The organism is Hyphomonas neptunium ATCC 15444 (assembly GCF_000013025.1).
GTDB lineage: Bacteria > Pseudomonadota > Alphaproteobacteria > Caulobacterales > Hyphomonadaceae > Hyphomonas > Hyphomonas neptunia.
This window is the reverse complement of record NC_008358.1, coordinates 3,684,481-3,705,021: the sequence shown is the minus strand read 5'-3', so window position 1 is coordinate 3,705,021 and position 20,541 is coordinate 3,684,481. Positions and strand designations below refer to the sequence as shown.

The following is a 20,541-nucleotide window of genomic DNA, read 5'->3' as shown; positions in this document are numbered from 1 at the left end:
ACAGACGGGTTATCCTCGAATCCCTCGGGGTTATAATCATAAGCGCCCTGACGGGCATTTGAGTGAGATTGGGAAGGGGTCTGCGTGGCAACGTCCGTTAAGAAATTGCTGGCTGGGCTGTCAGGCGAGGTTTTCAAGGTTCCTCCGGTATGGATGATGCGCCAGGCAGGCCGGCATCTGCCAGAATATCTGGAGACCAGAGCCCGTTCAAAAGACTTCCTCGATTTCTGCTACACGCCGTCCCTCGCAAGCGAAGCAACCCTTCAGCCCATCCGCCGCTATGGCATGGACGGGGCGATCCTGTTTGCCGACATTCTCCTCATCCTGGATGCGATGGGTTTGAAAGTGGCTTTCGAGAAGGGCGAAGGCCCTCTGGTGGAGCAGATCAACGGACCCTCTGATCTTGCACGGGTCAGTCCTCAAAAGGCTGCTGACCGTCTTTCGCCTGTCTATGAAACTGTCTCCCGTGTGAAGGCAGCCCTGCCCGCGCAGACAACACTGATCGGATTTGCCGGGTCGCCCTGGACGGTCAGCCTTTATGCCATCGAAGGCCGGGGCAAGACCGACAAGTCCACCGCCTGGCGCTGGGCACATGGCCGGCCGGATGATCTCGCAGCTGTCATGGATCTTGTGGCGGAAGCGACCGCTGAATACCTCGCCCGCCAGGTTGAGGCAGGCGCTGAAGCGCTGATGCTGTTCGACAGCTGGGCCGAAGGTCTTCCGGATAATATCTTCCGCGAGGTCGTGATCGCGCCGACCCGAAAGCTGGTTGCCCTTCTGAGGGAAAGAGGGATTACCGTTCCCATTATCGGCTTTCCGCGCGGGGCGGGTGTCATGCTGCCCGAATATGTCCGCGAGACAGGCGTGACGGCCGTAGGCCTTGATACGGCGGCTTCACCGGCGTTCATCAACGCGGAACTGGCAAAAGGCTTCCCTGTTCAGGGTCATCTGGACCCCCTCCTTCTCATCGAAGGCGGCGCGCGACTTGACGCACGTGTCCGGGAATTGCTGGACGCTTACCGGGGACGGCCCCATATCTTCAATCTCGGTCATGGCGTTCGCCCCGAGACCCCCATCGCGCATGTCGAGCGCGTGCTGGAGCTGATCAGAAACGCGTAGGAAGAGAGAAGCCGATATGGGCCGCCGGATTGCTGTGGTGCTGTTCAATCTGGGGGGACCAGATACAGGGAACGATGTTCAGCCTTTCCTGAAAAATTTATTCCGTGATCCCGCCATCATCCGGGCACCCTTACCGGTCCGCTGGCTGGTTGCCCGGTTAATTTCTACCTTGCGCGCGCCAGTCGTGAAGCAAAACTATGCCATGATGGATGCTGGCGGCGGATCTCCCCTGCTCCGGGAAACGAAGAAGCAAGCCGACGCCCTTCAGGCAGAGCTCGCCAAAAAGCTGCCCGGCGATGAAGTCCGCTGTTTTATCGCCATGCGCTACTGGCACCCATTCACGGAAGAAGCCGCCGCTGAGGTCCAGAAATGGGGCGCGGACGAAGTCGTGCTGCTGCCGCTCTATCCGCAGTTTTCGACCACCACGACGGGGTCTTCCCTCTCCGCCTGGCATAAAGCCTATAAGGGCAAAAGCCGCACGATCTGCTGCTATCCGTTTGAAGAAAACTTCGTCTCCGCACATGTCGATCAGATCATGGCTGCGTGGGAACGTGCCGGCCGTCCGGGAAACGTAAACCTGCTCCTGTCGGCGCATGGTCTGCCCGAGAGCGTCGTTAAATCAGGTGACCCGTATCAGTGGCAGTGTGAAGCGCTGGCCGAAATGATTGCGGGCCGCGTACCGGCCGATTGGGAGGTGAGCGTCTGCTACCAGTCCCGTGTTGGCCCCATGAAATGGATCGGGCCACCGACCGAAGAAGAGATTGCCCGCATTTCAGACCAGGGCCGTAATATATTGATTGCGCCGATCGCTTTTGTTTCGGAGCACATCGAGACACTGGTTGAACTGGGCGAAGAATACCGGCTGGTCGCAGAAAAACATGGCGCCGCCAGTTATACGCGAGTTGAAGCGCTTGGTGTGCATCCGGGATTTATCAGCACGCTGACGGGCGAAGTCCTGGCGGCGCTCGGGATGAAAGAAACCATCCGCTCCTGCGCGGGCGGGCGTCTCTGCCCGTCTGGTTGGAGTGGGTGCCCGCAGGCCGAATTGAAACAGAAAGCCGGCGTGCGCATTACTGAAACCGCCGGCTGAGGGGAGATGCCAAGTGGATCTGTATAACTGGCTGAAGGCTGGCCATGTCATTTTTGTCGTCGCTTTGATGGCAGCCCTGCTTGTTTATCCCCGCTACAAAATCCACCAGCTCTCCAGCACGCCGGGAGAGCCCCTTTTTGAAGCGATGAAAAAATCGTCCGGCCAGTTGAGAATGATCATTCTCAATCCGAGCCTCATCCTCGTCTGGCTGTTCGGTTTGGGAATGGTGTTTGTCGACTGGCAGCGCGGTGGGCAGCTGTACCTGGAAGGGTGGTTTCACGCGAAACTGCTTCTCGTGCTCACTCTTTCCGGCATGCACGGATATTTCATCGGCGTCGGCAAAAAGGTCGATAACGTAACCGGCACGGTCCAGGCGAAGACGCTGCGGATGCTGAACGAGATCCCTTTCCTTTTGTTGATCGCGATTGCGATCCTGGTGATCGTGAAGCCTTTCTGACAGGGGCGCCGCCAGTATTGCTTGACGCGCCCGGCCTTTCTGACAGATAAGACCCCAGCTGGTCGCCGAGTCCTTTGGCGCTGCGATGTATTTTCGCCCGGCCCCTCCCCTTTTGTACTTCTCCAGTCCGGATACTGCCCGAATGGCTTCCACGATGCTCGACAACCTCACCAGCGTGACTCTGCGCGAACTCAAGGCGAAATCGCCTGAAGAACTTCTCGCCTATGCAGAGGAGCTTGAGGTCGAGAACGCCTCCTCCATGCGGACGCAGGATATGCTGTTCGCGATCCTCAAGGAGCTGGCTGACAGCGAAGTCGAGATCACGGGCCAGGGCGTTCTGGAAGTTCTGACCGACGGGTTCGGCTTCCTCCGCTCCCCGGAATCCAACTACCTGCCAGGGCCGGACGACATCTATGTCAGCCCGGAAGTTCTGAAGAAGGCGAACATCCGCACCGGCGATACCGTCGAAGGCCCGATTGTCGCGCCGCAGGACAGCGAGCGGTATTTTGCGCTGACCGATGTCAGCCAGATCAATTTCGAGGAACCGGAAAAGGCCAACAAGAAGGTTCACTTCGACAACCTCACCCCTCTTTATCCGGAACAGCGCCTCAAGATGGAGAGCCGCGACCCGACCAAGAAGGACCGTTCCGGCCGGGTGATCGACATTGTCTCGCCGATCGGCAAAGGCCAGCGCGCATTGATCGTTGCCCCGCCGCGCACCGGTAAAACGGTTCTCATGCAGAACATTGCTGCGGCGATCGAAGAGAACCACCCCGAATGTTATCTCATCGTTCTTCTGATCGATGAGCGTCCCGAAGAAGTTACCGACATGCGCCGCACGGTGAAGGGCGAAGTTGTTGCCTCGACCTTTGACGAGCCTGCCACCCGCCACGTTCAGGTTGCAGAAATGGTCATCGAGAAGGCGAAGCGCCTTGTTGAGCACAAGCGTGACGTTGTCATCCTGCTCGACTCGATCACCCGTCTGGGCCGCGCCTACAACACGACCGTTCCCTCCTCCGGCAAGGTTCTGACCGGCGGTGTGGATGCCAATGCGCTCCAGCGCCCTAAACGCTTTTTCGGCGCCGCGCGGAATGTCGAGAATGGTGGCTCGCTCACCATCGTTGCCACCGCGCTGATCGATACCGGCAGCCGCATGGACGAAGTCATCTTCGAGGAATTCAAAGGCACGGGTAACTCCGAAGTCGTCCTCGACCGGAAGATTGCCGACAAGCGGACCTTCCCGGCCATCGACATCATGAAGTCGGGCACCCGGAAAGAAGAACTCATCACCCCGCACGACCAGCTCTCGAAGATCTATATCCTTCGCCGTATTCTTGGCCCGATGGGCGCCAACGATGCCGTCGACTTCCTGCTCGACAAGCTGAAGCAGACGAAGACGAACGACGAATTCTTCGAAGCGATGAAGAACTAGAGGCTGGGCCGGATGGCCGCGCGCGACACAATCTGCGCTCTGGCTTCCGGCCCGCCGCCCTCGGCCATTGCCATTATCCGGATTTCCGGTCCCGCAGTTGCGGAGATCGGAAAGTCGCTTTTGGCGTCAGGCCTGCCCGAACCCAAACGCGCGGCGCTGACATATATATATGACTCTGATGGCGCGCTGATTGACCAGGGCATCGCACTCTATGCCAACGCGCCCCATTCCTATACGGGCGAAGACACGCTTGAACTCTACCTTCATGGCGGACCGGCGGTCATAGACCATGCCCTCCGTGGGCTGACGGCCATAGCTGGCGTGCGCCTGGCAGAGCCTGGAGAGTTCACCCGCCGCGCGTTTGAAAATGGCAAACTCGACCTCACCGAGGCTGAAGGTGTCGCCGACATCATCGAGGCGGAAACCGGTGCCCAGAAGGCGCAGGCACTCCGCCAGCTCGGAGGCGGGCTCACCGAAATTTACGATGGCTGGCGGGAGGAACTGACCGGCACGCTCGCCCTTATCGAAGTGATGATCGACTTCCCCGATGAGGGCGATGTGCCCGAGGACACCGCGCGGCCCATCCTCTCTCGGCTCGAAAAGATCATGAGCGAAATTGAAACGGCGTTGGGCGACCGGGGTGTCGGTGAGCGTATCCGGGACGGATTCCGCGTCGCAATTGTCGGCCCACCAAATGCCGGCAAGTCCTCCATCCTCAATCGCCTCGCCCGTCGCGAAGCCGCCATTGTCACGGACATCGCCGGCACTACGCGCGACGTTGTCGAGGTCCGGCTCGTCCTGGGCGGACAGGTTGTCTGGATCGCCGACACGGCGGGTCTGCGTGAGACCGAAGACGTGGTTGAGGCAGAAGGTGTTCGCCGGGCGCGCCGCGCCGCTGCGGAGGCTGATCTGCGTATCCATGTCATCGATGGGACAGACCCCTCCCCTCCCCCGGAGCAGGTCGAGACCCAGGACATCATCGTGTTCAACAAGGCCGATCAACGCCCGGCAATTCTTGCGCCCGATGGCGCGCTGCCCATTTCGGTCATAACGGGCGAAGGTATCGATAAACTAGAATCCTGGATCGCCGCGTTCGTATCCCGGCGGGCCTCCTCGGTCGAAGCGCCGGTCATCACGCGGGCGCGTCACCGCGAAAAGCTGGTTGCCGGGCTGGCAAGTCTGACGGCGGCGCGTGACGCGCTGGTTTCGGACATGGGCGCCGAACTTGCCGGCGAAGACGTTCGCATGGCGCTTCGCCAGCTCTCCTCCGTCATCGGCCGTGTCGATGTAGAGGATGTTCTGGGCGCGGTCTTTTCCAAATTCTGCATCGGAAAATGACCCCTAGGGTTTGAAGGCCTCCGGCGTTATATACCCGCCTCAAGCAGCGCTTAAGGGTTGGTTAATGCCGGACTTCCCGGATTTCGACGTAATAGTCATTGGCGGTGGCCATGCAGGTTGCGAGGCTGCGGCGGCCTCTGCCCGCTTTGGCGCGCGCACGGCGCTCATCACCCATAAGCGGTCGACCATTGGCGAGATGAGTTGCAACCCTGCAATCGGCGGTCTCGGCAAAGGCCACCTCGTCCGCGAGATTGATGCGCTGGATGGCGTCATGGGACGGCTCGCTGACAAGGCCGGTATCCAGTTCCGGATGTTGAACCGCTCCAAAGGCCCAGCCGTCTGGGGGCCGCGTTCCCAGATCGACCGGAAGCTTTACCGCGAAGCCATGCAGTCCGAACTCGCGGACTATCCAAACCTCACGATCATAGAAGATGGCGCCGAAGACCTGATTGTCGAGGATGGCTTGATCCGGGGTGTCGTCGGCCTGACCGGCCAACGTTATGGCGCGTCAAAGGTCGTCATTACGACCGGCACATTTTTAAAGGGCGAAATCCATATCGGCGCCAAACGCATTCCGGCAGGCCGGATTGGCGAGGCACCTGCGCTCGGCCTGTCGGACCGGCTGTATTCGATCGGCCTTCCGATGGGCCGGCTCAAGACTGGCACGCCCGCCCGCCTTGATGGCCGAACCATCCATTGGGACCGGTTGGAGATGCAGCCGGCCGATGAACAGCCAATCCCGTTCTCTTTCCTCAATTCGGAAATCACAGTGCGGCAGGTTCAGTGCGGCATCACGTGGACGACGCCTGAAACCCACGCGATCATCGAAGCGCATATGAATGAGTCGGCGGTCTATTCCGGCGCGATCTCCGGACGCGGACCGCGCTATTGTCCGTCCATCGAGGATAAGGTGAATCGGTTCGGCGACCGGGACCGGCATCAGGTCTTTCTGGAGCCCGAAGGGCTCGACGATCATACGGTCTATCCAAACGGCATCTCGACCTCGCTTCCCGAAGAGGTCCAGGAGAAGTTCATCCGGACCATTCCCGGTCTGGAAGACGCTGTCATCCTCCAGCACGCCTATGCGATCGAGTATGACTATGTGGATCCGCGCGCGCTCAGCCCGGCTCTGGAAGTCAAACTCATGCCCGGCCTTTATCTTGCCGGACAGATCAATGGCACGACGGGATATGAGGAAGCTGGCGCCCAGGGTCTCATGGCGGGTCTCAACGCTGCCCGCGCCGCGTCCGGAAAAGATCCCGTCATTTTCGATCGCGCTGAAGCCTATATCGGGGTCCTGATCGACGATCTTGTCACGCGCGGCGTGACGGAGCCGTATCGGATGTTCACCTCGCGGGCCGAATACAGGCTCGCCTTGCGGGCAGACAATGCCGACCAGCGGCTCACTCAGCGCGGGATTGATGCGGGCGTGGTGTGTGAAACACGCGCCGCAATGTTTCACGTGAAACATCGCGCGCTGGAATCGGCCCGAAATCTTCTCAAAACGCTGAATCTCAGTCCGGCCGCCGCCGTCCGGAATGGATGGGCGGTCAACCAGGACGGCCGCATTCGATCAGCTTGGGAGTATCTCTCCTACAAAGAGATCTGTTTCGATCATCTCGCCCAGGTCTGGCCGGAGCTGTCGGCTATCCCGGCGGAGATTGTCGCGCAAATCGAAATCGAAGCACTCTATTCGGCGTATCTGGATCGGCAGGCCGAAGACGTCGCTGCGCTCCGCCGTGATGAGGCGCTGAGTATTCCCTCGGATCTCGACTATGATCTGATTGGCGGCCTTTCAAACGAGGTTCGCCAGAAACTGAAATCGGTCAGACCAGGCACGCTGGGTCAGGCCGGGCGGATCGAAGGCGTTACACCGGGCGCACTGACGGCGCTACTCGGTCATGTCCGCCGCGTCCGGAAAGCTGGGTGACATATGAGTGAGCGAGACGACCGCGCGGCCTTTCTGGCCGCCAATGATGTTTCACGTGAAACATTGGACCGGCTGGATCGGGTTATCGACACGCTCGATGTCTGGCGGCAGAAAAGCAATCTGATCGGGCCGAAGGAATGGCCGCAGATATGGACACGCCATGTCGGGGACTCCTGGCAGCTTCTCGATCATATTCCGGAAACGGCCCACCTGGTCGATCTTGGATCGGGCGCGGGCTTTCCGGGATTGATCATTGCGGCGGCACGCTCGTTGGGCCACGTGACGATGATCGAAAGCGTGGGAAAGAAGTGCGCCTTTTTACGGGCTGCGATTCAAGAAGCGGACCTCAGTGCGGCGGTTCACCAGGGCCGGGTCGAAGCCGCGCCTCCGATAAAGGCAGAATTCGTTACCGCGCGCGCTTTTGCGCCGCTGCCGGAACTCCTTGATTACGCTGCACCTTGGCTCCGAAAAGGCGCGGTCGGCGTATTTCCAAAGGGCGAACGCTGGAATGAGGAATTGACTGCGGCTAGGCAAAGATGGAATTTCGCTTATGAAGCGATTCCAAGTCGCAGTGGTGGGTCAGGCGTCATCTTGATTATCAGGGAGGTCGCACGTCGTAATGACTAGACCCAGAATATTTGCCGTGGTGAATCAAAAGGGCGGGGTCGGAAAGACCACGACCTCGATCAATCTCGGAACAGCTCTTGCTGCCGTTGGCCGCCGCGTCCTGATCGTCGATTTCGACGCCCAGGGGAACGCTTCCACCGGCCTTGGCATTTCACGTGCCGAACGCCTGATGACCTCTTACGATCTGGTCGTCGATCGTGTGCCGCTTGAAGAGGCCGTTCTTTCCACCATCGTGCCGCGGCTCGACATTGTGCCGGGCGACGAGAACCTGTCCGGCGTGGAAACAGAGCTCGCGGGGGATGCCCACCGGTCTTACCGGCTCAAGGAATCGCTCCACTCCTATATCGACCGGGTCGAACAGGGCGGACTGGTTAAGTATGACTATGTCCTGATCGATTGCCCGCCGTCGCTTTCGGCGCTGACGATGAATGCGATGACGGCGGCCGATGCGCTTCTGGTTCCGCTTCAATGCGAGTTCCTGGCCCTCGAAGGTCTGACCCAGCTTCTGCGCACTGTCGAAGTTGTCCGCTCCGGCCTCAACCCGACCCTCGAAATCCAGGGCGTGGTGCTCACCATGTACGACCGGCGCAACAGCCTGTCGGATCAGGTGGCCAATGAGGTCCGGGCCTTCTTCGGCACTAAGGTCTACAACACCGTGATCCCGCGCAACGTCCGCCTTTCGGAGGCACCATCCTTCGGCAAGCCGGCGCTGCTCTATGATTATCGTTGCCCAGGCAGCGAGGCTTACATTCGCCTCGCGTCCGAAGTGTTGCAGCGTGAAAGGGCGAGGGCGGCATGAGTGATCCGGCAGAGGACAATCGCGGGCGTCCGAGCCGGCTTGGCCGGGGTCTGTCTGCACTGATCGGCGAGGTCGAGGCGATGAATGTTCGCCCGGCGGCGCAGACGTCGCCTTCGGGTGAGGCGGGCGCCGCATCTGGCGCAACCTCATCCGGTGGCACAAACGAGATCGCCATCGACCTTATCCGCCGCAACCCCGCGCAGCCTCGGCGCACATTCACCGAAGAGAACCTGCGCGAGCTGGCAGACTCCCTCAAGGCCAAGGGTGTGCTTCAGGCGATCCTCGTCCGGCCCGATCCCAAAGAGGCGGGCAAGTATCAGATCATTGCCGGGGAGCGCCGCTGGCGCGCTGCCCGCATGGCAGGCCTCTCCACCATTCCTGCCGTCATCCGGAACGTGGACGAACTCGAGCTGCTTGAGATCGGCATCATTGAAAACGTTCAGCGGTCGGACCTCAATCCGATCGAAGAAGCCGAAGCCTATGACGCGCTGATGAAGCGTTTCGGCCGCACGCAGGAAAGCCTCGCTTCCAGTGTTGGCAAAAGCCGGGCGCACATAACCAATACGCTCCGCCTGCTTCAGCTGCCTGAATCTGCGCGCGTCCATGTGCGCGAAGGCCGGATCAGCGCCGGTCATGCGCGCGCCGCCCTCGGCGCGCCTGACCCTGAAGCGCTGATCGAACTTGCCGTCGGAAAAGGGCTCAGCGTCCGGGAGGTCGAAGCCCGCGCGCGGGAGGCCAAGGACACCCGGCCGATTGAAACCAAGTCGATGGACAGCCTCACACCAGCGGCCAAGGACATCAACACCGAAGCATTGGAGGCCGACATCAGCCGGACCCTAGGGCTCGAGGTCGACATCCGTCACAGCAGGAATGGCGGGGAGATCCGGATCAAGTATCGTGATCTGGAACAGCTCGATGAAGTCTGCCGCCGCTTGACCGCTAAGCGCCGGACTGCGGAATAATAATCCGTTAACGAACGTTTTCAGCGGCCTTTGCCAGATCGTTGATCAGCAGGCGGACCACAGGGTCCCCGATTGGTCCGGCCAGTTTGGTCTGGCGCTCGGCATCATGAATTCGTTCCATCACGCGCATCAGGCGCCGCGCGGGCCACTTGCCAAGGCGCACGCGGAAGGCGGGCCAGTCGCTGGGCCAGACCGGCGGGCGAAGGTACTTTCCCGGATTTCCGTCTCCGCCGGCAATCTTTTCATGCGCGCTGAGCATTCGGAGAACCTCCATCTGGAGGGACCGCAGAATTGATATGCCGCTCGTTCCGTTCTCGGAAAGCTTGTCGAGCGCGGTCTGCGCCGCGCCGGGGTGACCATCAAGGGCCGCATTCACGGCGCCGGAGATGGCCTGTTTCACATCCGTCGCTGACAGCGCCCGAACGTCTTCCAGGTTTAGCGGGCGTCCCAGGCCTCTGGCATAAAGCGCAAGTTTCTCGATCTCGGAATTGGCGAGTGCGCGATGTCCCGGCAGGTCGCCCACGAAAGCGTCCAGGGCAGGGGGGTCTATAACCGCGCCCTCTGCGAGCAGGGCCGTCTTCACCCGGCTCGCAACATCGGTGTCTTCCTCGGCGAAGAACTGAAGACAGGCGGCGCGCTTTGCGCCTTCGGCTGCCGCCCGGAGCTTTGACTTTCCCGGAAGGCTGCCCGCTTCGATGATCAGCTTGGCGGCAAAACGCCTGGGATCCTTGTCACCGGCGGCGATGGCTTCGGCCAGCAAAGCCGCGATCTTGTCCCCGCTCGTGCGCACGCGAACCGCGCGGGAGTCCCCCAGCAGCGAGACAGCTTCGAGCGCATCGAAGAGAAGGGCGGGCTCTTTCTTGATGGCATCGTCATCCAGCACGGTGACATCCATGCCCGGTTTTCCGCCCCAGCCGGCGATCAGCGCCTGGCCGGCATCGAAGGCGAGGCCTTCATCTTCGCTGAACGCAAGTACGGCCCAGACTTCCGGATCGGGCCGCCGGGCGAAGCCTTCGGCCGCGCGCCCCTTGTGCAGCATCAGGAGCCTGCGAACTTCAGGCGAATGTCGTCGGCAATCTGCTTGGCCAGAACCCGCATTGCCCGGTCGCCCGCATCCGTCTGCGCGGCAATATCGCCATAGGGGGAATCAGGCACCAGAAACCCCGCCTCAACATTCGACCGTCCGGTCACGCGGGTATTCTCGCCTTCGAGGCGATAGCTACCGTTCGCGACAATACTGGACCGGGATGCGGCCCCGTCCGGCCGGAGGGCGAGCCGGCTGAGATTGCTGCCAAGGGTAACGCTCAGCGTCACCTTCTCGGTCAGCCCCGGCACACCCACGGCGAGTTCCTGCTGCAAGGCCCGGCGCAACATATGGCCCTGGCGGCCATCAATCGGTGAAACGCTGATCATGCCGGATTCGGCATACTTCCCGTCCACCGGCGCATAGACCGGCTGAAACCCGCAGGCAGCCGTCGCGATGAGTAAAAGGGCAGGAACAATGTGTTTCATGCGACCACGATATTCACAATCCGGCCGGGCACAACAATCGTTTTCTTCACGCTCTTGCCCGCGATGAAGGATGCGACGTCGGGCAGAGCCTTGGCCGCAGCTTCCACCGCATCGGGTGCCATGTCCTTGGCCACGGTGATTTCCGCCCGGCGTTTGCCATTGACCTGCACCGCCAGCGTCACCGTATCGTCAACCACCAATGAAGCATCTATCTTCGGCCACATCGCCTGTGAAACAAGGCTCGTCTGGCCCAGCCGCTCCCAGCAGGCTTCCGCCAGGTGGGGCATGAAGGGCACGAGGCAGCGTGCGAGCATGTCCGCGCCCTCGGCCCGTGCGCCAAGCGTTGCCGGATCGCTCTCGGTTTTCTTCAGCGCGTTCACCCATTCATGAATGGTGGCAATGGCCGAGTTGAAGCGAAACTCCTCAATCGCGCGGTCGATGGCGGCCACGGCCTTGTGGTTGGATTTTCTCAAGGCGGTGGAAACATCATCGCTGCCGGGGGCAGGGAAGGGGCCTGTCTCGGGAAGGCTGTCCACGAAGGACCAGACGCGCTGAACAAACCGCGCCGCGCCTTCCGCGCCAGACTGCGTCCACTCCACATCGCGCTCGGGCGGAGAGTCCGACAGTACAAACCAGCGCGCGACATCGGCTCCATAAGTGGCGACGATGGCGTCAGGGTCGACGGTGTTCTTCTTCGACTTTGACATCTTTTCGATGGCGCCGACCTTCACCGGCTTGCCCGTGGCAATCTCGAAAACCTGTCCATCCTTGCGTTCGACGGCAGAGGGCTCCAGCCATGTTCCGCCCTCTGACCTGTAGGTCTCGTGCGTCACCATGCCTTGGGTGAAGAGGCCGGCAAACGGCTCGCCCGACGGCAGGTCCAGTTCGCCCACATCCCGCATCGCGCGTGAGAAGAAGCGCGAATAGAGGAGGTGAAGCACAGCATGCTCTACCCCGCCGATATACTGATCAACCGGCAGCCAATAGGCGCGTTCTTCCGGATCAGACACGCTGGCAAAGCGCGCATAATACCAGGAGCTGTCCACGAACGTGTCCAGCGTGTCAGTCTCGCGCCGGGCCGGCTTGCCACATTTGGGGCAATCGACATGTTTCCAGTCCGGATGCCGGTCCAGCGGATTGCCCGGAACGTCAAAGGTTACATCCTCGGGCAGGCGAACGGGAAGATCCGCCGCCGGAACACCGACCACGCCGCAATCCTCGCAGTGGACCACCGGGATCGGGCAGCCCCAATAGCGCTGGCGCGAAACGCCCCAGTCGCGCAGGCGATAGTTGACCTTGCCTTCGCCCTGGCCGGCGGCCTCGATCTTCGCAATCGCGGCCCGCTTGGCATCATCAATGGAGAGCCCGTCGAGGAAACCTGACTTATATATATGTCCGGGCCCGGTATAAGCTTCGATGCCAACTTCAAAAGCGGCGGCGTCCGCGCCCGGCGGCAGAACCACCGGAAATACATCCAGGCCAAACTTGCGCGCAAAGTCGAGATCGCGCTGGTCATGCGCGGGGCAGCCAAAGATGGCGCCGGTGCCATATCCCATCAGCACGAAGTTTGCGACCCAGACCGGAACCGTCCGTCCGGGCTCGAACGGATGCGCAACGGTCAGGCCAGTATCGAAGCCCAGCTTCTCGGCTTTCTCGATGGCCTCTTCGCTGGTGCCAATCTGGGCGCATTTCGCGCGGAACGCCTGCAACGCATCAGACTTTTCTGCCAGCTGGAGCGTCAGCGGATGATCCGGAGACAGAGCAACAAAGCTTGCGCCGAACAGCGTGTCCGGCCGCGTTGTGAAAACGCTGATCCCGTCCTCGAAGCCTGCGGGGCGTTCCCCGTCAAACGCGAAGGTCATCTCCAGCCCTTCGGAACGGCCAATCCAGTTGGCCTGCATCGTGCGGACCTTCTCGGGCCAGCGCTCGAGCTTCTGCACGGCTTCGAGCAGATCATCGGCATACGCCGTAATCTTGAAAAACCATTGCGTCAGCTCGCGCTGCTCCACGGGCGCGCCGGAGCGCCAGCCGCGTCCGTCAATCACCTGCTCATTGGCGAGCACGGTATTGTCCACCGGGTCCCAGTTCACCTTGGATGCCTTGCGGTAGACGAGGCCCTTGTCCATCAGCTTCAGGAAGAGGGCCTGCTGGGCGCCATAATAGTCCGGGTCACAGGTCGCAAATTCCCGGCTCCAGTCCAGCGACAGGCCGAGCTTGCGGAACTGTGCCTTCATCGACTCGATGTTGGCATAGGTCCATTTGCCGGGATGAACCTTGCGTTCCATTGCGGCGTTTTCCGCCGGCATGCCGAACGCGTCCCATCCCATCGGGTGAAGCACATTATAACCCTTGGCGCGCTTGTGGCGGGCAACAACATCGCCCATCGCATAGTTGCGCACATGGCCCATATGCAGACGCCCGGAAGGGTAGGGGAACATCTCCAGCACGAAGGCCTTGGGCGCGCCGGGCGCGTCCTTCGGAGCTTTCGTCCGGAAAATGTCGGCCTTTTCCCAGGCATCACGCCAACGGGGTTCCGCGCTTTGCGGATCATAACGGGTGGCCATCCGCGGCTCCCTTGAATGGATTAGAGAAGATGCCGGCGTGTGCCGGGGCTTTAGCTGATCTGAGAGGTCCGTAGAAGACGGGCCCGTTCAAGGATCTTGTTTTCCAGCTGGATGGCTGTCTCCGGGTCTGCCTCGGCATCGACCCATTGGCCCTCGGTGTTCACCTGGCGATACACCGTTACCTTCACACCATCGGCCCGCAGGCGCGAATCGAGAATGAAGACCGTGGCTTTCACCCGTTCATTGGGAGCGTCCGGAAAGCTTTTCCAGTCATAGGAAATGATGCCGCCGATCGGGTCTGTTGATTGGATAGGCAGGGATTCCAGCGTGTCCAGCGAGGCGCGCCACAGATAGGGGTTCGACGCGCCGACCGACTGGACCATTTGGGGGCCATCATTGGCTCTACCGCGCGATTGGCAGCCCGAGACGAGCAGCAGGCCGGCGAAGGCGGCAGTGAGGATCGGCTTGATCATGTTCATTTTCCGCGTGCAATTCCTTGTTGACTGGCCGTGTATAACAAGGGGGTTCTGGCCTCGCCAGTATTGTTATGCGCATGGCGCAAACAGACATCATGTCCGTGATGGAGATTCCCCCGATGCCAAACGTCCGCTTCGTCCTTCTTGCGCTTGCGTCCCCCTTGGCCGCACTCGCCCCTACGGCCGCTGCGCAGGATGTGTGGGACGATCCGGGCGGGGTCGAAACGGACGTCTCCTTCGAGGGCGCGCTGGTTGTCGCGCCGAACGCCGATGAAGTCGTGCTCGGCCTGGCAAAGGGCGGCCTCTCGGCCAATTATGTCCTCTCGAACGGCGCCATCATCGGCGCTGCTGGCGGGCTGGAGGCGCAATATGACAATCCGGCCCGCGCCGGGTTTGCCGGCGTATTCCCGCCAATAGCGGGGGCAGGGGCCTCTCCCGGCGGCGCCTTCAGTGGCCTGGGCCGGGGTGATGCCCGCGAAGAACGCGACCTCCGCGTCAGTCTCGAAACGGCTTATCTTTATATAGACGGCGGTTACGGCGAGGCCCGCCTTGGTCTGGATGACGGCATCGCCACGCGCTTTTTCGAAGGCGGCCCGTTGCTCTTTGCGCATTCCGGGCTGGTCAATCCGGCGCTCGACCCGTCGGGGCAGGTGATTGCCCGCACCGATCATGACCTGACCGGGCCTGCGATGAAGGTCAGCTATGCCAGCCCGCGCATCATTGGCCTGCGGGCAGGTGTTTCCTACACCCCTGAAGCCGACCGTCAGGGGCTCGACCGTGACCCGGCCCGCGATTTTCCCGGTACGACGCGCCCGGAAATCGAGGACGCGTTTGAAATCGCGCTCAATCTCTCTCGCCGGCTGCCTGAAAGCGGCGTGCGGTTGCGCGCCGGCGCAGCCTACAGCCAGGCCGATACGCGCTTCCTGCCAGACCCCACACTCTACGGGACCGTCGAAACATGGTCAGCGGGCGCGTCCGCCGAGTTTTCGAAATTCCGGATTGGCGGCAGCTATCTTGCCTCAAACAACGGCTCAGACCGTCTGGCGGGCGACTACTCGGCGTGGTCGGTCTCTGCGGCCGTCCCATTCGGCAAGCTTGAGGCCGTCGCCGAAGTTGCGGGGGCCGAAGACGAACTCGCCGGTCTGACCAGTGACAGCTGGCAGCTGGGCCTTGCGTGGAAACCCCTGGACGCCTGGCGCCTTGCCGCCGGGTGGCGGAATGTGGATACTGATTTCCTGAATTCAGCTGCCCCGCCTCCTTCCACAGGGGGGAGTCGTAAGGGCATTGTGATCGAAATCACACGATCCTTGTAATTTCTCGCTTTATCAGAATGTTAATCTTCCTTTAAGGCGGCGCGCTCACTATCATCTATGGTTGGGAGCTATCATGAACACTCGCTTCGTCCTTTCCTTTGCCTTGGCGGCGGCAGCCTTTGCGCTGCCGGCGGTTGCGCAGGAACGCGTGACGGGTGACGTGATTCGTGTTGAAGCCCCCACACTGTCGGAAACCAATTCGGCCCGTTCCGAATGGTATCGCCAGTTCTCCGAAGGCAAGCCCCCGGAATCCCGTCTCCAATGGCAGGCAGAGCCCAATCAGGATTTCTCGGTCCAGATCGGCAAGGATTCCCGCTGGCAGCTCAATCTCGATAAGGTCACCCGCCCAGGTGAGACCTACCTCCCGCGCGAGGAAGTCCAGGCCGGCGCCACCTTCCGCATCACGCCCCGTTTCTCGGTTGGCGGTGAAGTGCGCATCGGCGCTGAAGAACTCGACTCCTCCACCCGCTGGGAAAACCAGGAAGTCGAAGCCGGCATCCGCCTGAAGTCCGCCTTCAAGTTCTGATCCCTATCTGACATCTGCAAATCTCTGCCGGCTCGCTCGTAAGCCCATCAAGCTATGATGGGTCTTGTTCGCGCACTTCAAAGCAACGCCATCCGTCAATTGCGGCAAGGCCCGCAGAGTCCGCAACCAGGAGTCCGTTATCCGGATTCACCCCCCCAAGCGCATAGACAGGGCAGGGGAGGGACTTGGCAATCTGCCTGAATCGCAGCGCGCCCATCGCCGCGCCCGCGCTGGCACTGCGTGACGGGAAGACGGCCGAATAGAGCACCGCACTGACCGGAAGTGTCCTGAAGTGTCCCGGATTGTCCCGAAAGTGTCCGCTCATTGTCTGGATTTGGAGCCGCCCGTGCCACTTGCGGGCGCCCCCTGCCAGCCGTCCCGGCCAGTGCACACCATGTGCGCCGATCTTCGCCGCCAGCACTGCATCCGCCCCGATCAACAACAGAAGTCGCCGCTTCCGGCAGAGCTTCAAAAGGCGCCGCGCTACGGCCTCCCGGTCCTCGGCCCCAAAATGCCGGTAAATCACCCCCCAACCAGCCGGTAGCCCGGCAACGATCCGCTCTGGCTGCGCCGTGCGCTCTGGATCTGTCAGGAAAAACGCCGGTGGCAGGCCCGCTGGCAAATGCCGGGCTGCCACGCGCGCGGCCATCCGCGCCTTGCGCCTTGATGCGTATTGGGCTTTCTCGCTCATCAAGATGACTGATACCCTGAACCAGGACATTGCCAACCGCCGCGCCGCGATCCTTGCTGCGCTCACTGCAGCGCACGCGCCACCGCCGGAGCTCATCGCGGTTTCCAAATTCCAGCCGGATGAGGCCATCGAGGCTGCTCTGGCCGCCGGCCAGCGTGTCTTTGGGGAAAACCGCGTTCAGGAAGCCCAGCAACACTGGCAGGCCCGCCGCGAAACTTACGCCGACCTGACGCTGCACCTGATCGGCCCGCTCCAGACCAACAAAGCAGCAGACGCCGTTCGCCTGTTCGATGTCATTCAAACGCTCGACCGCGAAAAACTCGCGGACGCCCTGGCCGCCGCCATGGAGAAGGAAGGCCGTCGTCCAAAGATGTTGATCCAGGTCAATACGGGCGAAGAAGATCAGAAAGCCGGCGTTTTCCCGTCCAAGGTGGGCGCATTGCTACGTTACGCGCGCGAAAGCGCCAATCTTGAGGTCGATGGCCTCATGTGTATTCCGCCGGTCGATGAACCGGCCGGTCCCCATTTTGCGCTCCTGAAGAAGATCGCGAAGGATTACGGCCTGCCCGTCCTGTCCATGGGCATGAGCGGTGATTACGAGCTCGCCGCCCGCTATGGCGCAACCCATGTCCGCGTCGGAACCGCCTTCTTTGGCGAGCGAAACACAGGCTAGACCCGGATTTCGATCGCCGAACGGCCCGTCAGACGCGTTACCACCTCCCGAAGGTCACCATCTGTCAGCGCGATGCAGCCCTCCGTCGGCAAATAGCCCGGCCGGGCCAGATGCATGAAGATTGCGCTGCCGCATCCGGCAAGCGGGGGATCGTCATTGTACCCAAGCTCAACCACAAGATTGTAGAGATCGTCGCCCCGCCACATCCGCTCGTGGCTCGCCGGGAAGGGGAGGGACACCGGACGATTGTACAGGGGGTGATCGGCCTCGTCGCACCAGCCATCGCCGGGCCGGATGGCGATAACCGGAATGCCGGTCTCCGGCGCCGGTTCTTTGTCCGGGCGATACCAGACGCGCCGAACCGGCCAGATGCCGGCGGGCGAGGTGCCGTCCCCCTCCCGCTTCTCTGCGGCGGCTTTCACCCCGCCTCTTCCCAGGGCACACCGCGCTGAAAAGCCGTCGCTTTCCAGTTTTCCCTCTGAAAAGGCTATGAAATGCGCCATCGGGCTGCGCCTCCCGTTCTTGTTATTGGATAAACAGGCGCCACCTTTCTATGCAAGCGGTTGGTGCGGGTGCCGCGCGGCAACAGGGTGAGATACGCAGATGACAGCCAATAAATTCATTCTGATCGTCGATGACGAGGAGGATCTGCGGGAAACACTGGCCGAACAGTTCGAGCTGACGGACGGATTTACGGCCATGGTGGCGGCGTCGGGTGAAGAAGCGCTCCGTAAGGCGGCCGAAGAACGCGTCGATCTGGTGATCCTGGATGTCGACATGCCGGGAATGAACGGCCGCGAGGTTTGCCGCCAGCTGCGCGAAAAAGGCATCCGCGTGCCCGTCATCATGCTTACCGGCCGGTCCGGTGAAAGCGATACGGTGGCCGGGCTCGAGGCAGGTGCCAATGACTACGTCGCCAAGCCCTTCAGTTTCGCCGTCCTTTTGGCCCGCGTCCGCTCGCAGCTTCGCAGCTTCGAGCAGACCGAAGACGCCACTTTTGACATCGGCCCTTATGAGTTCCGCCCTTCGATGAAAGTGCTGCGCACCAAGGAGGGCCGCCGCATCCGGCTCACCGAAAAGGAAACGGAAATCCTCAAATACCTCTACCGGGCAGGGGGTAAGTCGGTCGCCCGCGAGACGCTGCTGTCTGAGGTCTGGGGCTATAACGCGGCCGTCACAACCCATACGCTCGAAACCCACATCTACCGCCTCCGCCAGAAGGTCGAGCCCGATCCGTCGAACGCCCAGCTCCTGCTGACCGATACCGGCGGCTATCGCCTTCGGCCCTGATCAGGCTTTCAGCGTCAGCGATACCGGTGCATGGTCGGACGGTTTCCAGCCACTGCGCCAGGCTGGATGGATGCGGTAGGAGCTGACCTTCACGTCCTCCATCGCCGCCTTGTTGGCCCAGATATGGTCCAGCCGGCGCCCCCGATTGGAAGCGGCCCAGTCGGCGGCGCGGTAGCTCCACCAGGTATACAGCTTCTGCTCCTCGGGTACGGCAAGGCGGGCAATGTCCTCAAACCCTGCGGATTTGCGCGAGTCCTCCAGCCGCTCGGTCTCCTGCGGGGTATGCGAGACGATCCCCAGAAGCTGCTTGTGCGACCAGACATCGTTTTCATGCGGCGCCACATTGAGATCGCCAACCAGAACCCGCTTCACCCCCTTCTTCAGCTTCTTGTAGCCGGGGCCGAGCCGGTCAAGAAAATCCAGTTTGTGGGCAAACTTGTCATTCGCATCGGGGTCCGGTGTGTCTCCGCCGGCGGGCAGATAGATATTGTGAACCTCAAGGCCCGAGGGCAGCCGCGCGGCAATCACCCGCGCATGGTTCTCCCGGCAGAGGTCGGGCACATCCACCTGTTCCAGTGGCAGCCTCGACGCGATCGCCACCCCGGCATGGCCCCCGCGCTGCCCGCGGATCACGAGATAGGGCAGGCCCATATCCTTGAAGGCCTTCAGCGGGAATTCCGCGTCCTGGCATTTGGTTTCCTGAAGGCACACCACGTCCGGCTTTTCAGCGGCGACGAAAGCCTCGACATTCGGGGCCCGCAGGCGAACGGAATTGATGTTCCAGGTGGTGATCTTGATCGGACGGGTCATGCCCCTTCGCTAACACCTGCCCCTTAAACGTCAACGCGCCCGAACGCGGGGAGTTCGGGCGCGCCGGACGCAGGTGCATGCGTCTTGATGTCCGGATGTCGTGCATCCGGTTCGACCGAGGGAAGGTATCGCAGCGGGGGGTCTTTGCTACGCGGGTTCCGTTCCGTCGATGTGTCTTTTATGTCACGGCGCGCGAAAAACTCAAATTAACTCGCCGTAACGGCAATCAAGCCGCCAAACTCAGTTGTTGTCGAAGTCCCGCAGGATGAAGAGGCGGGGATTGAGCTTCGCGCCGGTCTCGATATCGCTCAGCTGAACCGACGTATTTCCACCATTGGCATCTACCGATCGCCAGCCAACAAGGGAGTTGTCTGCTTCGGACAACACAAGCGTCAGTGTGCCTTCCATCTCGCCCGCCTTATCCTGAACCGTGATGTTGGTCGTGCCATTCGCGCGGCGCACATCCAGCACATTCGCCTGGCTTTCAAAGTCCAGCCGGTCGCTCAGCAGCAGGGACAGCGGCGTCGAGCCCAGGGGCACTCGGTCGGTTGTTTCGAGATCAGCGTCCTGCAACGCAACGGTCGTCCCGTCGCTGACCATCAGCAGAGGTACAGGGTCATCATAGTCAAACCGCACCTTGCCCGGCCGTTGCATGGCAAACTGGCCCGTCGAATACGCGCCATCGGGCGAATATTGCTCGAACCGCCCGCGCGCAGTCTTTACACCGGCAAGCGCGCTGGAGGCTTGCTTCAAAATAGTGGCGCGCTCGGCATTGGAAAGCTGCGCAGCGGTTGCGGGCGCGGCCACGGCAGGGCTCACCGGCGCCTGTTTCAGAGCAGGCAGCAGGGGCGAGGCCCCGGCAATCATCGCGGCAGCGGCAATGGGCGCAAAGAAATTCATCATCGTTCTGGCCTCCTTTAAACATGACCATA

General features: G+C 61.4%; 21 protein-coding genes. 13 read left to right on the top strand and 8 right to left on the bottom strand.

The window, feature by feature from the left end; translation table 11 throughout:
* Positions 1–84 precede the first annotated feature (84 nt).
* From hemE to HNE_RS17600, 9 genes are all read left to right on the top strand, one after another.
* Positions 85–1,119: a uroporphyrinogen decarboxylase gene (gene hemE / locus HNE_RS17640; protein WP_011648533.1), complete on the top strand. Its 1,035-nt coding sequence runs from the start codon at positions 85–87 to the stop codon at positions 1,117–1,119.
* A 16-nt stretch (positions 1,120–1,135) separates the two neighbouring features.
* Positions 1,136–2,209 carry a ferrochelatase gene (hemH, locus tag HNE_RS17635; protein WP_011648532.1) on the top strand — a complete coding sequence of 358 codons (1,074 nt, stop codon included), beginning with the start codon at positions 1,136–1,138 and terminating at the stop codon, positions 2,207–2,209.
* A 13-nt stretch (positions 2,210–2,222) separates the two neighbouring features.
* Positions 2,223–2,666 carry a CopD family protein gene (locus HNE_RS17630; RefSeq protein ID WP_011648531.1) on the top strand — a complete coding sequence of 148 codons (444 nt, stop codon included), beginning with the start codon at positions 2,223–2,225 and terminating at the stop codon, positions 2,664–2,666.
* 142 nt (positions 2,667–2,808) lie between these two features.
* Complete coding sequence (gene rho / locus HNE_RS17625) at positions 2,809–4,098, top strand: transcription termination factor Rho (protein WP_035591326.1); 1,290 nt, start codon at positions 2,809–2,811, stop codon at positions 4,096–4,098.
* Positions 4,099–4,110: 12 nt separating this feature from the next.
* The gene (gene mnmE / locus HNE_RS17620; protein WP_011648529.1) at positions 4,111–5,436 is read left to right on the top strand and encodes a tRNA uridine-5-carboxymethylaminomethyl(34) synthesis GTPase MnmE; all 1,326 of its coding nucleotides are present in this window, start codon (positions 4,111–4,113) and stop codon (positions 5,434–5,436) included.
* Positions 5,437–5,500: 64 nt separating this feature from the next.
* Positions 5,501–7,366, top strand: a complete 1,866-nt coding sequence (mnmG, locus tag HNE_RS17615; RefSeq protein WP_011648528.1) for a tRNA uridine-5-carboxymethylaminomethyl(34) synthesis enzyme MnmG — start codon at positions 5,501–5,503, stop codon at positions 7,364–7,366.
* 3 nt (positions 7,367–7,369) lie between these two features.
* A complete protein-coding gene (gene rsmG, locus HNE_RS17610; protein ID WP_011648527.1) occupies positions 7,370–7,993 on the top strand; it encodes a 16S rRNA (guanine(527)-N(7))-methyltransferase RsmG in 624 nt (207 codons plus the stop codon).
* On the top strand, positions 7,986–8,792 hold the full coding sequence (locus HNE_RS17605; RefSeq protein WP_011648526.1) for a ParA family protein: 807 nt from the start codon (positions 7,986–7,988) through the stop codon (positions 8,790–8,792). The genes rsmG and HNE_RS17605 overlap by 8 nt, the downstream gene beginning before the upstream one ends.
* The gene (locus HNE_RS17600; RefSeq protein WP_011648525.1) at positions 8,789–9,754 is read left to right on the top strand and encodes a ParB/RepB/Spo0J family partition protein; all 966 of its coding nucleotides are present in this window, start codon (positions 8,789–8,791) and stop codon (positions 9,752–9,754) included. Before HNE_RS17605 ends, HNE_RS17600 begins: the two co-directional genes overlap by 4 nt.
* A gap of 7 nt (positions 9,755–9,761) precedes the next feature.
* Here the strand turns inward: HNE_RS17600 and holA are convergent, their stop codons facing one another.
* Genes holA through HNE_RS17580 form a run of 4 tightly spaced genes read right to left on the bottom strand, consistent with a single transcriptional unit; the run spans position 9,762 to position 14,303 of the window.
* Positions 9,762–10,793 (bottom strand): DNA polymerase III subunit delta, encoded by a 1,032-nt coding sequence (gene holA / locus HNE_RS17595; protein ID WP_011648524.1) that lies wholly within the window; start codon positions 10,791–10,793, stop codon positions 9,762–9,764.
* Positions 10,793–11,266 (bottom strand): LPS assembly lipoprotein LptE, encoded by a 474-nt coding sequence (locus HNE_RS17590; RefSeq protein WP_011648523.1) that lies wholly within the window; start codon positions 11,264–11,266, stop codon positions 10,793–10,795. Before HNE_RS17590 ends, holA begins: the two co-directional genes overlap by 1 nt.
* The gene (leuS, locus tag HNE_RS17585) at positions 11,263–13,830 is read right to left on the bottom strand and encodes a leucine--tRNA ligase (protein ID WP_011648522.1); all 2,568 of its coding nucleotides are present in this window, start codon (positions 13,828–13,830) and stop codon (positions 11,263–11,265) included. Before leuS ends, HNE_RS17590 begins: the two co-directional genes overlap by 4 nt.
* Positions 13,831–13,880: 50 nt before the next feature.
* Entirely contained in the window at positions 13,881–14,303 is a 423-nt protein-coding gene (locus HNE_RS17580) for a DUF3576 domain-containing protein (RefSeq protein WP_233351954.1), read from the bottom strand.
* A 122-nt stretch (positions 14,304–14,425) separates the two neighbouring features.
* Here HNE_RS17580 and HNE_RS17575 point away from each other — a divergent pair, with 122 nt between their 5' ends.
* On the top strand, positions 14,426–15,619 hold the full coding sequence (locus tag HNE_RS17575) for a porin (protein WP_160162636.1): 1,194 nt from the start codon (positions 14,426–14,428) through the stop codon (positions 15,617–15,619).
* Positions 15,620–15,692: 73 nt separating this feature from the next.
* The gene (locus HNE_RS18270) at positions 15,693–16,145 is read left to right on the top strand and encodes an NtrZ family periplasmic regulatory protein (protein WP_011648519.1); all 453 of its coding nucleotides are present in this window, start codon (positions 15,693–15,695) and stop codon (positions 16,143–16,145) included.
* A 52-nt stretch (positions 16,146–16,197) separates the two neighbouring features.
* On the opposite strand, the gene HNE_RS17565 is transcribed toward HNE_RS18270, so the two are convergent.
* Positions 16,198–16,836, bottom strand: coding sequence for a thiamine phosphate synthase (locus tag HNE_RS17565; protein ID WP_160162635.1), 639 nt, complete (start codon positions 16,834–16,836; stop codon positions 16,198–16,200).
* Positions 16,837–16,840: 4 nt separating this feature from the next.
* On the opposite strand from HNE_RS17565, the gene HNE_RS17560 reads away from it, so the two are divergent.
* Positions 16,841–17,509: a YggS family pyridoxal phosphate-dependent enzyme gene (locus HNE_RS17560; RefSeq protein WP_011648517.1), complete on the top strand. Its 669-nt coding sequence runs from the start codon at positions 16,841–16,843 to the stop codon at positions 17,507–17,509.
* On the opposite strand, the gene HNE_RS17555 is transcribed toward HNE_RS17560, so the two are convergent.
* On the bottom strand, positions 17,506–18,012 hold the full coding sequence (locus HNE_RS17555; RefSeq protein ID WP_011648516.1) for a L,D-transpeptidase family protein: 507 nt from the start codon (positions 18,010–18,012) through the stop codon (positions 17,506–17,508). The genes HNE_RS17560 and HNE_RS17555 overlap by 4 nt on opposite strands.
* 100 nt (positions 18,013–18,112) lie before the next feature.
* Between HNE_RS17555 and HNE_RS17550 the strand changes: the two genes are divergently transcribed.
* On the top strand, positions 18,113–18,799 hold the full coding sequence (locus HNE_RS17550) for a response regulator transcription factor (protein WP_011648515.1): 687 nt from the start codon (positions 18,113–18,115) through the stop codon (positions 18,797–18,799).
* On the opposite strand, the gene HNE_RS17545 is transcribed toward HNE_RS17550, so the two are convergent.
* Positions 18,800–19,609 (bottom strand): exodeoxyribonuclease III, encoded by an 810-nt coding sequence (locus HNE_RS17545; RefSeq protein WP_011648514.1) that lies wholly within the window; start codon positions 19,607–19,609, stop codon positions 18,800–18,802.
* Positions 19,610–19,849: 240 nt separating this feature from the next.
* Positions 19,850–20,512: a LolA family protein gene (locus HNE_RS17540; protein WP_011648513.1), complete on the bottom strand. Its 663-nt coding sequence runs from the start codon at positions 20,510–20,512 to the stop codon at positions 19,850–19,852.
* Between the last annotated feature and the right edge of the window lie 29 nt (positions 20,513–20,541).

Excerpts from the sequence above, each read along its gene's own strand:
- hemH (WP_011648532.1), top strand. The coding sequence starts at position 1,136 with ATGGGCCGCCGGATTGCTGTGGTGCTGTTCAATCTGGGGGGACCAGAT.
- rho (WP_035591326.1), top strand. The coding sequence starts at position 2,809 with ATGGCTTCCACGATGCTCGACAACCTCACCAGCGTGACTCTGCGCGAA.
- mnmE (WP_011648529.1), top strand. The coding sequence starts at position 4,111 with ATGGCCGCGCGCGACACAATCTGCGCTCTGGCTTCCGGCCCGCCGCCC.
- mnmG (WP_011648528.1), top strand. The coding sequence starts at position 5,501 with ATGCCGGACTTCCCGGATTTCGACGTAATAGTCATTGGCGGTGGCCAT.
- rsmG (WP_011648527.1), top strand. The coding sequence starts at position 7,370 with ATGAGTGAGCGAGACGACCGCGCGGCCTTTCTGGCCGCCAATGATGTT.
- HNE_RS17605 (WP_011648526.1), top strand. The coding sequence starts at position 7,986 with ATGACTAGACCCAGAATATTTGCCGTGGTGAATCAAAAGGGCGGGGTC.
- HNE_RS17600 (WP_011648525.1), top strand. The coding sequence starts at position 8,789 with ATGAGTGATCCGGCAGAGGACAATCGCGGGCGTCCGAGCCGGCTTGGC.
- holA (WP_011648524.1), bottom strand. The coding sequence starts at position 10,793 with ATGCTGCACAAGGGGCGCGCGGCCGAAGGCTTCGCCCGGCGGCCCGAT.
- HNE_RS17590 (WP_011648523.1), bottom strand. The coding sequence starts at position 11,266 with ATGAAACACATTGTTCCTGCCCTTTTACTCATCGCGACGGCTGCCTGC.
- leuS (WP_011648522.1), bottom strand. The coding sequence starts at position 13,830 with ATGGCCACCCGTTATGATCCGCAAAGCGCGGAACCCCGTTGGCGTGAT.
- HNE_RS17580 (WP_233351954.1), bottom strand. The coding sequence starts at position 14,303 with ATGATCAAGCCGATCCTCACTGCCGCCTTCGCCGGCCTGCTGCTCGTC.
- HNE_RS17575 (WP_160162636.1), top strand. The coding sequence starts at position 14,426 with ATGCCAAACGTCCGCTTCGTCCTTCTTGCGCTTGCGTCCCCCTTGGCC.
- HNE_RS18270 (WP_011648519.1), top strand. The coding sequence starts at position 15,693 with ATGAACACTCGCTTCGTCCTTTCCTTTGCCTTGGCGGCGGCAGCCTTT.
- HNE_RS17565 (WP_160162635.1), bottom strand. The coding sequence starts at position 16,836 with ATGAGCGAGAAAGCCCAATACGCATCAAGGCGCAAGGCGCGGATGGCC.
- HNE_RS17560 (WP_011648517.1), top strand. The coding sequence starts at position 16,841 with ATGACTGATACCCTGAACCAGGACATTGCCAACCGCCGCGCCGCGATC.
- HNE_RS17555 (WP_011648516.1), bottom strand. The coding sequence starts at position 18,012 with ATGGCGCATTTCATAGCCTTTTCAGAGGGAAAACTGGAAAGCGACGGC.
- HNE_RS17550 (WP_011648515.1), top strand. The coding sequence starts at position 18,113 with ATGACAGCCAATAAATTCATTCTGATCGTCGATGACGAGGAGGATCTG.
- HNE_RS17545 (WP_011648514.1), bottom strand. The coding sequence starts at position 19,609 with ATGACCCGTCCGATCAAGATCACCACCTGGAACATCAATTCCGTTCGC.
- HNE_RS17540 (WP_011648513.1), bottom strand. The coding sequence starts at position 20,512 with ATGATGAATTTCTTTGCGCCCATTGCCGCTGCCGCGATGATTGCCGGG.